This window comes from Vibrio sp. St2, assembly GCF_947311885.1.
Lineage (GTDB): Bacteria > Pseudomonadota > Gammaproteobacteria > Enterobacterales > Vibrionaceae > Vibrio > Vibrio coralliilyticus.
The window spans coordinates 409,914-426,096 of the sequence record NZ_CAMZNA010000001.1; the positions used below are offsets into that span (position 1 = coordinate 409,914).

A 16,183-nucleotide genomic window follows, 5' to 3' on the forward strand; every position below is an offset into this window, starting at 1 on the left:
TGAAAGAAGATTCAAATCTATTTAACTTTTTCTCTCGCCAGTAACTGAGAAATCACGACTAAGATTAGTGAAACAATCAGCATGACAGTTGCCAGCGCATTCACTTCTGGAGAGATTCCCACTTTAACCATTGAGTAGATCTTGAGTGGTAATATCTCATAAGTTGGCCCAGTCACGAACGAGCTGATGATTACATCGTCCAGAGAAAGCGTAAAACTCAGCAACCAACCTGCGGCCACTGCAGGTTTCGCCAGTGGCAGAATAATTTGTTTGAGAATAACCCATTCGCTAGCACCAAGGTCTTTGGCTGCTTCAAGCATTTTCACATCAAAGCCATTTAAGCGGCTGTAAACCGTAACCACAACAAACGGTAAACAGAAGGTGATGTGCGCAATCAACAAGGTGAAAAAGCCCAGTTGTGCACCCAATACCAAGAACAGTGCAAGCAGAGAGATCGCCATGACAATGTCTGGTGACATCATAACAACGAATAACATGCCGTTGACTGCGCCTTTTCCTTTAAATGTATAGCGGAATAGGGCAACAGCCGTTAGACTTCCGATCACAGTCGCTGCTGTCGCTGAAAAAATAGCGACATTCAGTGAGTGCCAAGCGGCTTGCATCAAGCTGTCATTGTTAACTAATGTTTCGTACCACTTAGTGGTAAAGCCTCCCCATTTCATGCCGAATTTATTGGCATTAAACGAGTTAACGATCAATACGATGATTGGCAGGTACAAGAACGCATACACCAACGCCATAAAGCTAAATCTAACTGTATGTCCCATCAGTCTAGCTCCACTTTCTTGTTCAATAACTTACCTGCTCGATAGTAGGCATAGAGCATGATCGCCATGGCAATAGTGAGCGCGATACTCGTCGCGGCGCCAAACGGCCAGTCTCTGGCATTGAGGACCTGACTTTTAATCACGTTACCAATAAGCAGGTTTTTCGCCCCGCCGAGTAGATCAGCAATGTAGAACATGCCTAACGCAGGAAGAAGCACTAATAAACATCCGCCGATGATACCTGGCATGGTGAGCGGCAGAATGACCTTAGTGATCGTCTGAAACTTGTTTGCTCCAAGATCCTTCGCTGCTTCAATGTATGTATTATCGAGCTTCTCAATGGCAGAGTAGAGCGGCAAAATCATAAATGGCAATAGGATATAGACTAGGCCGATCATCACCGCCGTCTCTGTGTACATCAAACGAATAGGCTTATCGATGATTTCCATTGCCATGAGTGATTTGTTCAACACACCTTGTGTCCCAAGCACAATCTTAAGACCATACGTTCGGATCAGTGAGTTGGTCCAAAAAGGCACTATGACCAAAAACAGCATGATAGGTCGCCATTTCTCAGGCATCTTCGCAACGATATAAGCAAAAGGATAACCAATCACCAAACACAATAGAGTTGCAATGATTGCCATATAGAAAGAATGCCAAAGCACCTTCGCATACAGCGGATCCATCAGACGAATGTAGTTGTCGAATGTGAATGTGAGTTCAATTAGATTCGCTTCATCACGAGTCAGAAAACTGGTACCAATAATCATTAGGTTGGGTACAAGCACAAACAGCGCTAGCCAACCGACGACCAGTGTGATGATGGCGTTCTGCAGATTAAGCTTCTTGCTTATCATTGAGAACAACCTCCCAGCTTTCAACCCAAGTAATCGTCACTTTCTGGCCCAATGAATGGTCCACATCAGGATCATCTTCGTTAAAGAACTCGCTGACCATGACGCGCATGCCTGATTCCAATTCAATCACAGAATCTAGAGTCATACCTTTGTAAGTGCGTTCTGTTACGTGGCCAACAATCCCTTTTTGCTCGGACTCTTTGATTTCTTCTAGGCGAAGATCTTCTGGGCGAAGCAGAACTTGTAGCTTGTCACCGGTTAGTGCTTCTTTATCGTAGTAAACGATCGACTCTACACCTTCGATTTCAGCGCGAATTCGTTTGTCATCCATGCGTTCAATCATGGTTGCATCGAATACGTTAATTTCACCAATGAAGCGAGCAACGAACAAGTTCTTAGGCTCTTCGTAAATCTCACGTGGAGAGCCATCTTGTTCTATAACGCCATCACGCATAACAATAATGCGATCTGACATGGACAAAGCTTCTTCCTGATCGTGTGTCACGAAGATAAAGGTGATGCCAAGCTGGCGCTGAAGCTGTTTAAGCTCAATTTGCATCTGTTTACGGAGTTTGTAATCCAGTGCAGATAGAGATTCATCAAGCAGTAGCACCTTAGGTTTATTGACGACAGCGCGCGCAATGGCGATACGCTGCTGTTGACCACCTGAAAGCTGGTGTGGTTTGCGCTGAGCCATTTTCTCAAGACGAACCATTTTCAATGCTTCCATAACACGCGGTTCGATGTCAGCTGCCGGCACTTTTTGCATACGCAAGCCAAAAGCAACGTTTTCAAACACTGTCATGTGAGGAAACAAGGCGTAACTTTGAAATACAGTGTTGACGTGCCTTTGTTCAGCAGGGACTTGAGTAACATTCTGATTATCAAGAATGATGTCGCCATTGTCAGCGGCCTCAAAGCCAGCAATCATTCTCAATACCGTGGTTTTACCACAACCGGATGGACCTAAAATCGTTAGGAACTCTCCGTGGTTCACATCAAGGTTAAGATTTCCGATAATTTCTTTACCATCGAAACTTTTACTGATGCCAGTTAAACGGATAACTGGTTGTCCTGCTTTTGGTTTAGCGTTCAACGTCTGTTTTTCTCCCACTCCGGCCAACAGAAAATGACCTGTAATTACACAATTTCGAGGCGCGCATCATAATCACCAAAAGTGTGAAATCAAAGCATTTTCTTACCTTGAAACACAAAAAATTTTGCAGGTAAAAGTAAACATTCCTTACCATACTGTTTTTAGACAAATTTAATGCCTGAAACATAGAAAATCTAAGGCAACTTTTGGCTTTACTTACGCATTTAATGGTCAATTATCAACCATGTAGGCAATAAAGCAAGCGGATGAGCGTGAATCGATTTTGGACTTGGAAAGGATTCAGTATAATGTCGGGATATCGCAACATAACTCTTAATCAACAAGTTAGCTTAGTGAAAGATTCATTAAGCACCGGATTCAATAATGAATAATGACATTGAAAAAGATTTCAATTTAGGTGGAAGTGTCGAACGTGCTCTTTCCGGTAACTACGAACTAAAAGCAGGTGAAGTTTTCAGAGAAGCGTGGGGTCATACGATCAAAAACTTCTTGTCGTTTTCTCCCGCTATTATCATTTTGCTTATCGTCCAACTCGCTATTTTCTATGTTGCGTTAAAACTGCAACTTGGTGACCCTTCAATCATTCTTGATGCAGTGACAAACCCTGAAGGTATTGATCCAAGAATCATCCAGGCAATATTTGTCGCAAACTTCAGTTATGAAGTAGTGAGCGCACCTATCTATGCAGGTATTAGCTTAATGGCAATGAGCCATGCCGCTGGCTTATCAACAAAGCCTCGCCATATTGGCAAAGGGCTTCAATATACGGTTCCTGTTATTTTGGCGACCTTGTTTAGCTTATTGCTTCAAGGAATTGCAGGCATGCTCCTGCCGTTTCTGTCTATGTATTTGTCTCTTGCATTCAGCAACTCCATCCTTCTCATTTGTGAGAAGCAGATCCCACCAATGCAATCTTTATTACTGTCTTTACGTGCGGTGAATAAAAAGATTTTTGTTTTGGCAGGGATCTATTCATTGGTTATGTTAATGTTCGTGGCAGGAGCCATGTTCTATGGTCTGGGGTTGATCTTTGTTTTACCGTTCTTCTTCCACGTGAAGGGCATCATCTATCGCAATATGTTCGGTATCAAACTCAAGGTTGTCGCAACGGACAGACCGAAAGATGAGGATGACAATGACGACGATTCACAAGTGTTCAATGCGTAAAAGTGAATTCATTGCTATCGCTGCAGCTGGCCTAATCGCCAGCTGTAGTTTTTATAGCTATGAGAAAAACGAAGCTCAGGAACGCGAGCGCAGAAAGCAGGCCCAAACGACAGAGCAATCTATATCGTTTGATGGTCATTCTGTAGGTAAAGCACCTGACTTTTCAGCTATCACCAATGTGACGGAAAAGAAACAAACGTTTTTCGACTATCTGCGCCCAGGCATTGCTTTGGAAAATCAACGCATTCTTAATGAGCGAAGTCGATTAGACAAAATACAAGCTAAGTTCAAATCTGATCAGCTTTCCAATGATGACACGAGTTACGCAAAGCGATTAGGAAAACTTTATAACGTCGAGCTGGACTCCAAAGGAATTAGCCAGCAATGGCTTGATCAAATGTTTCATCGTGTAGATGTCATTCCAGAAGCGTTAGTCCTAGTGCAGGGCGCGAATGAGTCTGCTTGGGGGACGTCGCGATTTGCCACCCAAGCCAACAATTATTTCGGCCAATGGTGCTATAGCTCGGGTTGTGGTCTCGTTCCGCTACAGCGGGGAGAGGGCATGACACATGAAGTTGCAAAATTCAGTTCTGTACAGCAGTCCATACAGGGCTACTTTATGAACGTTAACCGTAATCGTGCTTACGAAGAATTGCGTGAGATTCGCTATCAACGCCATCTGAGAGGTGAAAGCCTGACAGACACTGATGCCGCTATTTCTCTGACTAATGGCTTGCTGAAATACTCTGAGCGAGGTGAGGCATACGTCAAGGACTTACAAGCGATGATCAGGCACAATCAGGCGTTCTGGGAAGACACCCTTACTAAAAAATAAGTATTACATTCAATGAAAAAATTATCGTTAGCCCTTTTAACTGCCGCGGTGACTTCTGCTGCGGCGTTACCTGCCTCTGCGCAAGAATACATGTTTACCTATTCAAAGCTCTTCACTCATATGAAGCAGAATGTGAAAGAAGGGCATGAAGATGTCAAAGTCGGTTTCTTCTTCCTTAATGCCGATACAAAGCAAAACTGTGTTATTGAGAAAGCATGGATGGAAAAAGAAGAACACTATGAAGAGCTGAAATCTTCGCCATACCATGAGTTGATTGTTCCACTGGACAACAACCTTAAATCAGCTAACCCACTTGTTTTTGTTCAAACGCCAATGGATCAGCGATGTGACTTCTCTATGGTTGTGATGACGAAAGAACCCTTTAACGGTGAGATCGCTTACGCTGATGTAGAAAAGCTGATGCCGCAGATGCAGGCCATGCTTGAAGATTTGGGTGGCATGTTTGCAAGCTGGTTTACTCCAGATGTAGAAGGGGTGACGCTTGAGTTTGCTAACAAACTGAATTCAAAAGTAGAATTCTCTAACGGTTCGAGCAAAGACATCGTTGATGGAAAAGTGCAGGTCGCACTATCAGATATCGGTGAAGGCGGTATGATGACACTGCCTCAAGAAACAGCACGTGTTCTGCCTTACCTACCTAAAGCGAACTAATCCGCTGGGTGTTTATACAAAAAGGGTCGCTGCTGCGACCCTTTTTTAATTCTAAATGTGTTTAGATGTTGGTGACATCAAGTTGTAAGCTAGGATCAAATTCCTGAACCATATCTTCATCAACAATAGGCTGCTTTGGCATTTCTTCTTTGTCGAAACCGATATCGCCGCCGTTAATAACGCCAGAGTCTTTGTCGATCGATTTAAAATCGAAAAGCTCATGGTCTGCTAAGTGACTTGGAACAACGTTTTGCATTGCACGGAACATGCTTTCAATGCGGCCTGGGAAGCGTTTATCCCAGTCGTTTAGCATTTGTTTGATATTCTGACGCTGCAAGTTTGGCTGAGAACCACAAAGGTTACATGGAATGATAGGGTAACCACGCATGTCAGAGAACTTAATGATGTCTTTTTCACGACAGTAGGCCAGTGGACGAATAACGACGTGTTCACCGTTATCAGAGACCAGTTTAGGTGGCATGCCTTTCATCTTTCCGCCGTGGAACATGTTCAAGAACAGTGTTTCCAAAATATCGTCACGGTGGTGACCTAGAGCAATCTTAGTGGCACCTAGTTCATTCGCGGTGCGGTATAGAATGCCGCGACGCAGGCGAGAACATAGAGAACAAGTTGTCTTACCTTCAGGGATCTTGTCCTGAACAATCGAGTAAGTATCTTCCTCTACAATTTTGTATTCAACACCTAAAGATTCTAGGTATTCAGGAAGAATATGGCCTGGAAACCCCGGCTGTTTTTGGTCTAGATTAACTGCAATTAGCGAGAAGTTAATCGGTGCGCTTTTTTGCAAACTCATCAGAATATCAAGCATAGTAAAGCTGTCTTTACCGCCAGACAGACACACCATGATGCGATCGCCTTCTTCTATCATGTTGAAGTCTTGAATCGCTTGGCCTGTATTACGACGAATACGCTTTTGTAACTTGTTGAAGTTGTATTGTTGAGCTTTTGTTAGCTCTTGAGTTTGCTCAGTCATTCGCTTGCAGTCTTAATCAATCATGAAACCAAAATGAAGTGCGTATAATACGGATAAATGAGTCAGATGCCAGTTCTAATAATAGAAGACAATAAAAAATCCCCCCAAGTTACCTTGAGGGGATTCGAAGTCCTAAGTTATACCGCTGTTTTAGGGTCTAAGGGGCTGATATAGCCTTTAGGTTTCAGAGCCAGAACGTCACAGTTGATTTTATCAATGACATGTTCTGCGGTATTACCGATAAACACAGCAGATAAGCCTGTGCGACCTGTTGTTCCGACGATAACCATTGCTGCATTAAGCTTTTCAGCGGATTCAGGAATGACGTCTTCAGGTAGGCCTTGCTCAACAATGGTTTGTTGCTCGTCGTAACCATGCTTTTGGCGCAGCGCTTTCATTGCGGTTAGGTGATGGCCGCGTACTGCATCGCTATAGGTTGTCGGATCGAACTCAGGCAGTTCGATTGTAATGTTAGCGGGAGTCACAGGGTAGGCGTTAACCAGATAGGGTTGTGCGCCTAGGCGTTCTGTAAGGCTCTTGAGTTGTTCGACCATACTGTCGTTTAAGCCTAAGTGGGTGTCATTTTCAGAGCCAACATGAACAGAGGCGAGAATGCTGGCATCTTCAGGCCAATCGGCATTTTTCACCAATAACACCGGGCAAGGGCATTTACGTAGCAAGTGCCAATCCGTTGGCGTGAAAATCACTGACTCTAGAACATCGTGCTTACGCGTGCCTTTAATCACGATGTCATGGCTACCTGCGAATGTCTCAGCGACGATGGCTTCATACGGGCGATTGTGCCACACGACTTTTACTTCAAAATCAATGTCTTCGTTAATGTAGGGTTTAGCGACGTTTTGCATCCATTGCTCACGTTGGCCAATGACACCACGGCGCATTGCGTCACGCTCATCGATAGACAGCATTGACGTCATGTCATAAGAAAAGTCGTAGATGGATAGGAAGAAAGTCACGTGACTACGAGAACGACTTTTCGCAGCAAGCTGCATGGCACGGGCTAAAGCGGGTTGTTCATCTTTATTAATGTCAGCAACAACTAGTATTTTGTTATAGATACTCATAGTAACTCCTTGGGAGTGGGAGAGTTATATGATTAATGTAGCCTAGCTAGATGAAGATTTTTAGAAAAACAGTGAGGAAGGTGAAAAAAGTATGACGTAGCTCAGTTTTGAGCTACGTCATTGAAGTTATTAAGATTCTGTCGAAACGCCAGCCAGTTCCATAAGGGTATCGTGATCAAGAATCGTGATGTACTTGCCCTTAACACTGAGGATTTCTGATTTCTGGAAACGACCTAGCAAACGAGAAATGGTTTCAACCGTTAAACCTAAGTAGTTACCAATGTCACCACGCGTCATAGTTAAACGGAACTCACGAGGGCTGAAGCCGCGTTGAGAGAATCGAGTTGACAGGTTGTATAGGAATGCCGCCAAGCGCTCTTCTGCATTCTTCTTAGATAGAAGCAGGATCATTTCTTGGTCGCCTTTGATTTCGTTACTCATCAAACGCATGATTTGCTGACGAAGTTTAGGCATTTTACCTGAAAGGTCATCTAAGATTTCGTATGGAATTTCGCATACCATCGAAGTTTCAAGTGCTTGCGCGAAACTTGGATGCAGGTCGCCAGTAATGGCGTCAAAACCAACCAAATCACCAGCTAAGTGGAAAGCTGTAATTTGCTCGTCACCTTGTTCTGTGATGGTGTAGCTTTTGATTGTGCCAGAACGAATCGCGTATAAAGACTTAAGATCATCGCCCGCTTTAAAAAGCTCTTGTCCTTTTTGGATTGGCTTTTTGCGTTCAATAATCTGATCTAATTGGTCAAGTTCAGACTCATTCAGTGTAAATGGAATACACAGTTGGCTGATACTACAGTCTTGACAGTGAATAGCACATCCGCCGGATTGGATGCGTTTTGTTGCAGGCTTTTCAGAAATCATAACAACCTTTCACGATTTGATATACATCAATATTTTAGCACTCATTAATACTAAAGGGTAGCTAAAAAAGCCTCAGAAAAACAGGGGTATATCATGTTAGTGATAATATAGTTACCGCACCGTAAGCCGTGTAGATCCCGTAAGATAAGATCAATAACGCCCCGAAGTTACGAAATATCGACGATTGTTGCAACTTGTGTAAATAGGTTGCGCCAAAGCCCATGAGCAGCATAGCAGGTAGAGTACCAGCGCCAAACGCTAACATGATCAAAGCGCCATTTAACGCGCTCCCCGATACCGCAGACCAAGTTAATGTGGAATACACTAACCCACATGGTAACCAACCCCAGATAAAACCAAAAGGAAGAGCATGGAGCGGGGATTTTAATGGCAGTAAGGATTTACCTGCTGGCGAGATGAACTTCCACAGTTTCTGGCCTATCTTCTCAACATAAAGTAGCCCTTGCCACCATCGACCAATATAAAAAGCCAATAGAACCATAAACACAGCGGCACCTAACCTTAGCCATGTTAGCGCATTGTTCATTGTACTGACTTCAGCGATGGAAGAGATGGCGCCACCAACAATAGCACCTATGATGGCATAGCTTATTAGTCTACCGAGGTTGTAGAAGACAGGGACTAGCTTCGAGCTATTGGCTTGCCCCATAGTAAGCATGGAGGCAATGCCTCCACACATCCCCATGCAGTGTCCTGCACCGATGACACCGATCAGCAAGGCACCTAACCAGTCTGGCGTCATTTGGTCTTGCTCTCGTTTTTCTCGTCTTCGTCGAACAAAATATTGTGACCCTGTCGCTCCAAATCCTCAAACTGATCGCTTTTTACCGCCCAGAGGAAGATTGCAATGGCAACACAAACCAAAACGATAGCAATTGGGATAAGAATATAAAGGCTTTCCATCTTATTTACCTTGTTCTTTGAGCAAGCGTAGAGAGTTAGATACTACAATAATTGAGCTTGCAGACATACCAACAACTGCAAAATAAGGAGCGACAAACCCTGCTACGGCCAATGGCAAGATCAAAATGTTGTAGCCAAGTGACCAAGCGAGGTTTTCGCGGATAATCTTACGTGTTTGCAGAGCGAGCTTACGAGCTTCAAGAATGCGGTCCAACTGATCGCCAAGTAGGACCATATCAGCAGAGGCTTTGGCAACATCTGCACCGCCGCCCATCGCGACAGATAGATGGGCACCCGCGAGGGTAGGGGCATCGTTGATTCCATCTCCAATCATCATGGTCACATCGCTGTCATCGACGTTTTGCAGATACTCAAGTTTGTCTTGAGGTTTTGCGCCTGCAACCACTGTCTCGATACCGATCTCTTTGGCGACTACGTCTGCGTTTGATTGGGAATCCCCTGTGAGCAAAGTGACTTTGATACCCGCCTGCTTAAAGCGCTCGATGAATGTCTTAGATTCTGCTCGAATTGGGTCTTGGTAGTTGAAGGTGGCGACATGTTGACCATCTAAGGACAGATACACGGAGTTAGGTTCCGCTTCTGCTTGCTCCCCCAAGATGAAGCTTGCACTGCCGATCTTGACGTTTTGGCCTTGGTAAGTACCTTGAATACCAGAGCCAATAATGTTTTCTACATCATTTACCTGAACTTCCAAGCTTTGATATGACTTAAAAGCTCTCGCGATTGGGTGGTTTGCGTGGGATTCAAGTGAGGCCGCAATCGCTAAGGCTTCTTCTTTTGACGTATCAGAGAAGGTATTTACTTCGCTGATCACTATGTCGCCATGAGTCAGCGTACCAGTCTTATCAACGATAAGGTGGTTAATCTTACAGAGTGTTTCGAATACGTGCCCTTTACGCAGAAGAATGCCTAGGTTACCCATTCGAGAGGTAGCGCAGGTTAACGCTGTTGGTGTTGCTAGAGATAACGCACAAGGGCAGGTGGCCACTAAGACTGAAAGCATGATCCAAAATGCGTCATCCGGCTTAGTCTGGTGCCAGAAAACCCACGTACCTGCTGCAATTACTAAAATAATCGCTACAAAGTAACGGGCGACAACGTCTGCAATTTGAGCGATTTTCGGCTTCGACAACTGAGCTTCGTCTTGTAAGCGGACAATGTTGGAAATCATCGAGTCTGCTTTAGTTGAAGTTACTTCTAGCTCGAACGACTCTTCGCCATTTAATGTGCCAGCATATACGTAGTCATCGACATTCTTGACCACCGGCACCGACTCGCCAGTTAACATGGATTCATCAATATGGACACGTCCTTTGATGATCTTCCCGTCTGCAGGAACATGCTCGCCCGGAAGAACGCGAATTTGGTCGCCGAGTTTAAGCGTTTTAACAGGAACCTGATCGCCATCTAACTTAGTCGCAATGGCGGGGATGAGCTTGAGCAAGTTACCGCTTGCTGCGGCAGCTTTGCGTCGAGCTCGCATCTCAAGAAAGCGACCTACGAGGAGGAAGAACGCAAACATAGAGATGGATTCAAAGAAGACTTCACCTTGCTCGGTGACTGTTGCTACCAAACTGGCAAAGTAAGCGAAGATCATGGCCAATGAGACAGGCACATCCATGCCTAGCGTTCGACTACGAATACTACGCCATGCATTGAGGTAGAATGGAAGGGCAGAGTATAGCATCACCGGCGTTGCGAAGATTAAACTCACCCAGCGAAAGTAGCTTTTAAATTCAGGCTCCAAGTCACCAAATACTTCAAGATATAGTGCAACAGCCAGCATCATTACTTGCATTGTTGCTAAGCCAGCAATACCTAGTCGATATAGATATTGTTTCATGGACTCATGATAAGCGGCTTCTTGTTTGTCTGCTTCAAAAGGTGCAGCTTTGTAACCGAGCTGATGAATGCTAGAGAGCAGTTCGCTGAGTTTAGTTTGGGTTTTATCCCATGCCAGAATTGCACGGTTTGTCGTGGTATTGACTCGAATAGAGAGAACGCCAGTACGAGTTGAGACTTGCTTCTCTATCAACCACGCACACGCGGCACAAGAAACGCCTTCTAGTGACAAGGTCACTTCGGCTTTGTCTTCGGCGTTTCTAACAAACTCAGACTGAACTTCTTCATTGTCATAATGAATCAGTGCCTGAAGTTGCTCAGGCACTAAATCGGCTTTTTCTGCAGGGGCTGTTCGATACTGGTAGTAGGAAACCAATCCACTATCGACGATAGTCTGAGCTACCGTTTCACAGCCAGGGCAACACATATCTCGTGTTTCACCCAAAATTTCGACTTTGAAATCCGTGTTGGCTGGTACATCTTCACCACAGTGATAACAGGATTTGCACATAGACGCTTCTTAATTGGTTAGTTGTACTGCTGACGATGTTGGGAACTCTACACGGCCTTGGATTAGCCACTTCTCGTCGTGCGGGGTTAGCTCAATAAACCATGGACCTTGAAGCTCACTATCAAGCTTAAGTCGGTACTGACCACTCGCGTCTGATGTAACAAGCTTCGTGAAATCATGGTCAGGGAGAGTTCGGTGAGCAAACATAGCGGTAATTGCTGGGTAATGCTTTAGCTGGCCTTTATCAAACTGAATCACCACGGTGTCGCCTTCGGAGCGAACCGTAGCGTCCAGGCCTAACTCTTTAGTGACTTTGACTCTAGTGATGTCGACGTTAATACCTTTACCTTTCTTGTAATAATCCTCAGTCACTAAGTGAATTGAGTGGTTGGTAAGTATTGCGACTCGAACCAAAGTTAATATAGACACTCCGACCGTTAAGGAGAGTATAAACCAGGGCCAAAACTGCTTATACCAAGGCTTTTCCATACAAAAGTTCTCAATAAAAAAATTAAATAAATTAGGGCTTTAACTGTAAAGGAAAGACGGCCCCTTCAAAAGGGGCCGTTATTGAAATGTTACTTATTATCTGAGTTGCTTAAGCTCCAGACATAAGCTGAAACAAGTTGGACTTTATCTTCGCCCAGAATGTCCTTCCATGCTGGCATTACACCAGAACGGCCATTCATTACAGTTTCAGTTACGTCAGCGCGTGAACCGCCGAATAACCAGTCCTGATCGGTCAGGTCTGGTGCACCAACAGCAGGGTTACCCTTACCATCAGTACCGTGACACGCAGCACACACAACGAAGCGAGCTTTACCAGCTTCGGCTTCACGTGCGTTAACAGAACGTCCAGAAAGGCTTAGCGTGTAGCTAACCACTTCTTTAACGCCTTGTTCGCCTAGCGCGTCTTTCCATGCTGGCATCTGACCGATACGACCTTGCATTACAGTCGTTACGATTGCTTCAGGCTCACCGCCGTATAGCCACGCGTCATCAGTCAGGTTAGGGAAACCTCTCTGACCACGAGCATCAGAGCCGTGACACTGAGAACAGTTCTGTAGGAACAAGCGTTGACCTACTTTTACTGCTTCTTCATCAGCGGCAATTTCTGGAATAGGGCGTAGTTCAGAAGAACCATCAACATATGCTAGACGTTTGAAAGCTTCACCGAAGTATGTTTCTGCATCGTCTAGCTCTTTCGCGTATTGCACAAGTTCTTTGTTCTCTTGAGCTCTAGCGATAGATGCTTTTGATTCTTCAAGCGTTGTTACCAACTGGTCAGAACTCTGCCAGCCAAGTACGCCTTTGAAACTACCCATACCTGGATAAAGTGTGAAGTAAACTGCTGCAAATACGAAAGTACTTACAAACAGATACGTCCACCACTTTGGCAGTGGGTTGTTTAGCTCACGAATACCATCGTATTCGTGACCCATATCTGCACCTTCTTCAACGCCCATTTTATCTTTAAGGCACCAAAACAGTAGTGCAGCACAGCCGACCAGTGTACCGACTGTGATGATGATTATCCAAAGACTCCAAAATGTAGTCATTGCTTAGTCACTCCTTGTTCTTTTGAGGGTGCTTGCTCTTCATCGGCAAAAACAAGGTTCGCAGCTTCATCGAAGCGAGCTTTGCGGTTTTTACCGTAGGCCCACCAAACTACACCTATAAAGCACACGAAAAGCACTATGGTCCAAATACCATGAATAGTACCGATATCCATAATTTCACCCCTTTATTACTTCATTGCGTGACCAAGAGACTGAAGGTAAGCGATGATGGCATCCATCTCAGTTTTACCTTCTACATCTTTAGACGCGTTTGCGATTTGCTCATCAGTGTATGGAACGCCAAACTGATCGCGGAAGATTGTTAGCTTCTTCTCGGTGTTCTTACCATCAAGAACATTGTTAGCCAGCCATGGGAAACCAGGCATGTTTGACTCAGGAACAAGCTCACGCGGGTCAATTAGGTGAACGCGGTGCCACTCATCAGAGTAACGACCACCAACGCGTGCTAGGTCTGGACCAGTACGCTTAGAACCCCATAGGAATGGATGTTCCCAAACACTTTCACCAGCAACAGAGTAGTGACCGTAACGCTCAGTTTCAGAACGGAATGGACGAATCATCTGGCTATGACATACGTTACAACCTTCACGGATGTATACATCACGACCTTCCAGCTCTAGAGCTGTGTATGGGCGTAGATTGTCAACAGGCTCAGTGGTTTGTTTTTGGAAAATAAGCGGGGTGATCTCTACAAGAGCACCCAAGCTGATTGCAAAAACAATAAGAATCGCTAGCAAACCGACATTGCGCTCAACAATTTCGTGGCGATTGTTAGAATTAGAACTCATTCTTTTAATCTCCTTATGCCGGCTGCGGGATAGCTTTTAAGCTATCTTTTGGCGCTGTTACAGTCTTGTACGTATTGTATGCCATTAAGAACATACCTGTTAGGAAGATAAAGCCACCTAGGAAACGTACGAAGTAGAACGGGTAAGAAGCCTGTACAGATTCAACGAAGCTGTAAGTCAACGTACCGTCAGAGTTAACTGCACGCCACATCAGACCTTGCATTACGCCAGAGATCCACATTGCAACGATGTATAGAACCGTACCGATTGTTGCCAACCAGAAGTGCGCGTTGATCATGCTCACAGAGTACATACGCTCTTGACCAAACAGGCGAGGAACTAGGTGGTATACAGAACCGATAGAAACCATTGCAACCCAACCAAGTGCACCAGAGTGTACGTGGCCGATAGTCCAGTCAGTGTAGTGAGACAGTGCGTTAACTGTCTTAATTGACATCATTGGACCTTCAAACGTAGACATACCGTAGAACGATAGAGATACGATTAGGAAACGAAGAATTGGGTCATAACGAAGCTTATGCCAAGCACCAGATAGCGTCATGATACCGTTGATCATACCACCCCAAGAAGGAGCGAACAGTACCAAAGACATCACCATACCAATTGACTGCGTCCAATCTGGTAGAGCAGTGTAGTGTAGGTGGTGAGGGCCGGCCCAAATGTATAGAGATACAAGCGCCCAGAAGTGAACGATAGATAGACGGTAAGAATAAACAGGACGTTCAGCTTGCTTAGGAACAAAGTAGTACATCATACCTAGGAAACCCGCAGTGAGTAGGAAACCTACCGCGTTGTGTCCGTACCACCATTGAACCATTGCATCCACCGCACCTGAATAAATCGAGTACGATTTACCCATAGACACAGGGATAGCCATGCTGTTAACGATATGAAGAACCGCTACTGTGATGATGAAGGCTCCGAAGAACCAGTTCGCTACGTAGATGTGAGACGTATTACGCTTGATCAATGTCCCGAAGAACACGACAGCGTAAGAGACCCAGACCACTGCGATAGCGATGTCGATCGGCCATTCCAGTTCAGCGTACTCTTTGCCTGAGGTCATACCTAAAGGCAGAGTGATAGCTGCTGCTAAGATGATTGCTTGCCAACCCCAAAAGGTGAAGGCAACAAGAGGGCCACCAAATAAACGAGTTTGACAGGTACGCTGCACAACGTAGTAAGACGTTGCGAACAGAGCACTTGTACCAAACGCAAAAATAACCGCATTAGTATGCAGAGGACGTAAACGACTGTACGTCAACCACGGCGTATCAAAGTTTAGCTGTGGCCAAACTAATTGAGCGGCAATCAAAACACCAACGCCCATACCGACAATACCCCATAGAATGGTTACTAGGGTGAACTGACGGACGACCGTATAGTTGTAGTTTTGTTCAAGCTGCTTTTCTTGGCTCATTTGCATGCTTCCAATTTCTAATTAACTACACTTTACTTCCAACACGACACATGTCGTAATGCCACCCAAACCATAAAGAAAATGACGCCGAAACAGTCGGTTAAACTTTCTTGCCGATTTTAATAAAAAAGTGGCATTTTCAGCCGCCAACTATACTGCATTTAACAATTCAATGACAGGGTAGTAACCTTACAGTCGGTCAGGTTTTGACCTTTTATTTTAAAACTTTGAAGTTTGTTACACGGAGAACCCTACCGAATGGCAGCCGAAAAACTCACACGTGGTCGTTTTGCTCAAATAATCATCATGTTAACCCTTTTAATTACTGCGTTTATTTGGCGAACAATGGCATATAAAGAGCAAGGAAATGTGGAATGTGAGTTGAAACCAAGTTGTACTTTTAATGTTAAAAATAGTTCTATCAATGCCGTTTTGGAAGGCTCAAAACTGGTAGTGGAAAAACCGACAGGAAATTGGCAGTTAACCAGTGAAAATTCCCAGCTAAAAGTCGAAAGTAAAGAGAAAAGTTGGGAGGTTGAGCTCTCATCAAAAGAAGATTTTGAACTAACACTTCAAGATCTCGAAGAAGCAAATATTATTGGTGTTAAGTTCCGCCTTTAAATTTTAAATCAATCCAATATACCTAGATTGTCTTTTTGTTTAGATATATTTACTGTTT

At 44.5% G+C, this 16,183-nt stretch carries 18 protein-coding genes; 4 read left to right on the forward strand and 14 right to left on the reverse strand.

The window, feature by feature from the left end:
- Window positions 1–17: 17 nt before the first annotated feature.
- Genes potC through potA form a run of 3 tightly spaced genes read right to left on the reverse strand, consistent with a single transcriptional unit; the run spans window position 18 to window position 2,762 of the window.
- Window positions 18–788, reverse strand: a complete 771-nt coding sequence (potC, locus tag QMA41_RS01815) for a spermidine/putrescine ABC transporter permease PotC (RefSeq protein WP_281628696.1) — start codon at window positions 786–788, stop codon at window positions 18–20.
- Window positions 788–1,648, reverse strand: a complete 861-nt coding sequence (gene potB / locus QMA41_RS01820) for a spermidine/putrescine ABC transporter permease PotB (RefSeq protein ID WP_006962283.1) — start codon at window positions 1,646–1,648, stop codon at window positions 788–790. Before potB ends, potC begins: the two co-directional genes overlap by 1 nt.
- Window positions 1,629–2,762, reverse strand: a complete 1,134-nt coding sequence (gene potA / locus QMA41_RS01825; RefSeq protein WP_281629153.1) for a spermidine/putrescine ABC transporter ATP-binding protein PotA — start codon at window positions 2,760–2,762, stop codon at window positions 1,629–1,631. The genes potB and potA overlap by 20 nt, the downstream gene beginning before the upstream one ends.
- Window positions 2,763–3,128: 366 nt before the next feature.
- Between potA and QMA41_RS01830 the strand changes: the two genes are divergently transcribed.
- From QMA41_RS01830 to QMA41_RS01840, 3 genes are read left to right on the forward strand one after another with little or no spacing between them, the layout of a single operon-like run.
- Window positions 3,129–3,932 carry a hypothetical protein gene (locus tag QMA41_RS01830; RefSeq protein ID WP_019274971.1) on the forward strand — a complete coding sequence of 268 codons (804 nt, stop codon included), beginning with the start codon at window positions 3,129–3,131 and terminating at the stop codon, window positions 3,930–3,932.
- Complete coding sequence (locus tag QMA41_RS01835) at window positions 3,925–4,767, forward strand: glucosaminidase domain-containing protein (protein WP_281629154.1); 843 nt, start codon at window positions 3,925–3,927, stop codon at window positions 4,765–4,767. The genes QMA41_RS01830 and QMA41_RS01835 overlap by 8 nt, the downstream gene beginning before the upstream one ends.
- Before the next feature lie 12 nt (window positions 4,768–4,779).
- Window positions 4,780–5,439: a DUF2987 domain-containing protein gene (locus QMA41_RS01840; protein ID WP_281628697.1), complete on the forward strand. Its 660-nt coding sequence runs from the start codon at window positions 4,780–4,782 to the stop codon at window positions 5,437–5,439.
- A 61-nt stretch (window positions 5,440–5,500) separates the two neighbouring features.
- Here the strand turns inward: QMA41_RS01840 and ttcA are convergent, their stop codons facing one another.
- From ttcA to ccoN, 11 genes are all read right to left on the reverse strand, one after another.
- A complete protein-coding gene (gene ttcA, locus QMA41_RS01845) occupies window positions 5,501–6,433 on the reverse strand; it encodes a tRNA 2-thiocytidine(32) synthetase TtcA (RefSeq protein ID WP_006962272.1) in 933 nt (310 codons plus the stop codon).
- A 137-nt stretch (window positions 6,434–6,570) separates the two neighbouring features.
- Window positions 6,571–7,518 (reverse strand): universal stress protein UspE, encoded by a 948-nt coding sequence (uspE, locus tag QMA41_RS01850; RefSeq protein WP_006962270.1) that lies wholly within the window; start codon window positions 7,516–7,518, stop codon window positions 6,571–6,573.
- A 129-nt stretch (window positions 7,519–7,647) separates the two neighbouring features.
- Window positions 7,648–8,397 carry an FNR family transcription factor gene (locus QMA41_RS01855; RefSeq protein ID WP_006962268.1) on the reverse strand — a complete coding sequence of 250 codons (750 nt, stop codon included), beginning with the start codon at window positions 8,395–8,397 and terminating at the stop codon, window positions 7,648–7,650.
- A 91-nt stretch (window positions 8,398–8,488) separates the two neighbouring features.
- A complete protein-coding gene (locus QMA41_RS01860; protein ID WP_281628698.1) occupies window positions 8,489–9,160 on the reverse strand; it encodes a sulfite exporter TauE/SafE family protein in 672 nt (223 codons plus the stop codon).
- Complete coding sequence (ccoS, locus tag QMA41_RS01865) at window positions 9,157–9,321, reverse strand: cbb3-type cytochrome oxidase assembly protein CcoS (protein WP_006962265.1); 165 nt, start codon at window positions 9,319–9,321, stop codon at window positions 9,157–9,159. Before ccoS ends, QMA41_RS01860 begins: the two co-directional genes overlap by 4 nt.
- A gap of 1 nt (window position 9,322) precedes the next feature.
- Window positions 9,323–11,695 carry a heavy metal translocating P-type ATPase gene (locus tag QMA41_RS01870; RefSeq protein WP_281628699.1) on the reverse strand — a complete coding sequence of 791 codons (2,373 nt, stop codon included), beginning with the start codon at window positions 11,693–11,695 and terminating at the stop codon, window positions 9,323–9,325.
- Window positions 11,696–11,704: 9 nt separating this feature from the next.
- Window positions 11,705–12,184, reverse strand: a complete 480-nt coding sequence (locus QMA41_RS01875) for a FixH family protein (RefSeq protein WP_006962262.1) — start codon at window positions 12,182–12,184, stop codon at window positions 11,705–11,707.
- Between the two features lie 89 nt (window positions 12,185–12,273).
- Window positions 12,274–13,254: a cytochrome-c oxidase, cbb3-type subunit III gene (gene ccoP / locus QMA41_RS01880; RefSeq protein WP_006962261.1), complete on the reverse strand. Its 981-nt coding sequence runs from the start codon at window positions 13,252–13,254 to the stop codon at window positions 12,274–12,276.
- Complete coding sequence (locus QMA41_RS01885; protein ID WP_006962260.1) at window positions 13,251–13,427, reverse strand: CcoQ/FixQ family Cbb3-type cytochrome c oxidase assembly chaperone; 177 nt, start codon at window positions 13,425–13,427, stop codon at window positions 13,251–13,253. The genes ccoP and QMA41_RS01885 overlap by 4 nt, the downstream gene beginning before the upstream one ends.
- Before the next feature lie 15 nt (window positions 13,428–13,442).
- The gene (ccoO, locus tag QMA41_RS01890) at window positions 13,443–14,063 is read right to left on the reverse strand and encodes a cytochrome-c oxidase, cbb3-type subunit II (protein WP_281628700.1); all 621 of its coding nucleotides are present in this window, start codon (window positions 14,061–14,063) and stop codon (window positions 13,443–13,445) included.
- A 13-nt stretch (window positions 14,064–14,076) separates the two neighbouring features.
- The gene (ccoN, locus tag QMA41_RS01895) at window positions 14,077–15,504 is read right to left on the reverse strand and encodes a cytochrome-c oxidase, cbb3-type subunit I (RefSeq protein ID WP_006962258.1); all 1,428 of its coding nucleotides are present in this window, start codon (window positions 15,502–15,504) and stop codon (window positions 14,077–14,079) included.
- A gap of 258 nt (window positions 15,505–15,762) precedes the next feature.
- Between ccoN and QMA41_RS01900 the strand changes: the two genes are divergently transcribed.
- Window positions 15,763–16,125: a hypothetical protein gene (locus QMA41_RS01900; protein ID WP_019275491.1), complete on the forward strand. Its 363-nt coding sequence runs from the start codon at window positions 15,763–15,765 to the stop codon at window positions 16,123–16,125.
- The last annotated feature ends 58 nt before the right edge of the window (window positions 16,126–16,183 follow it).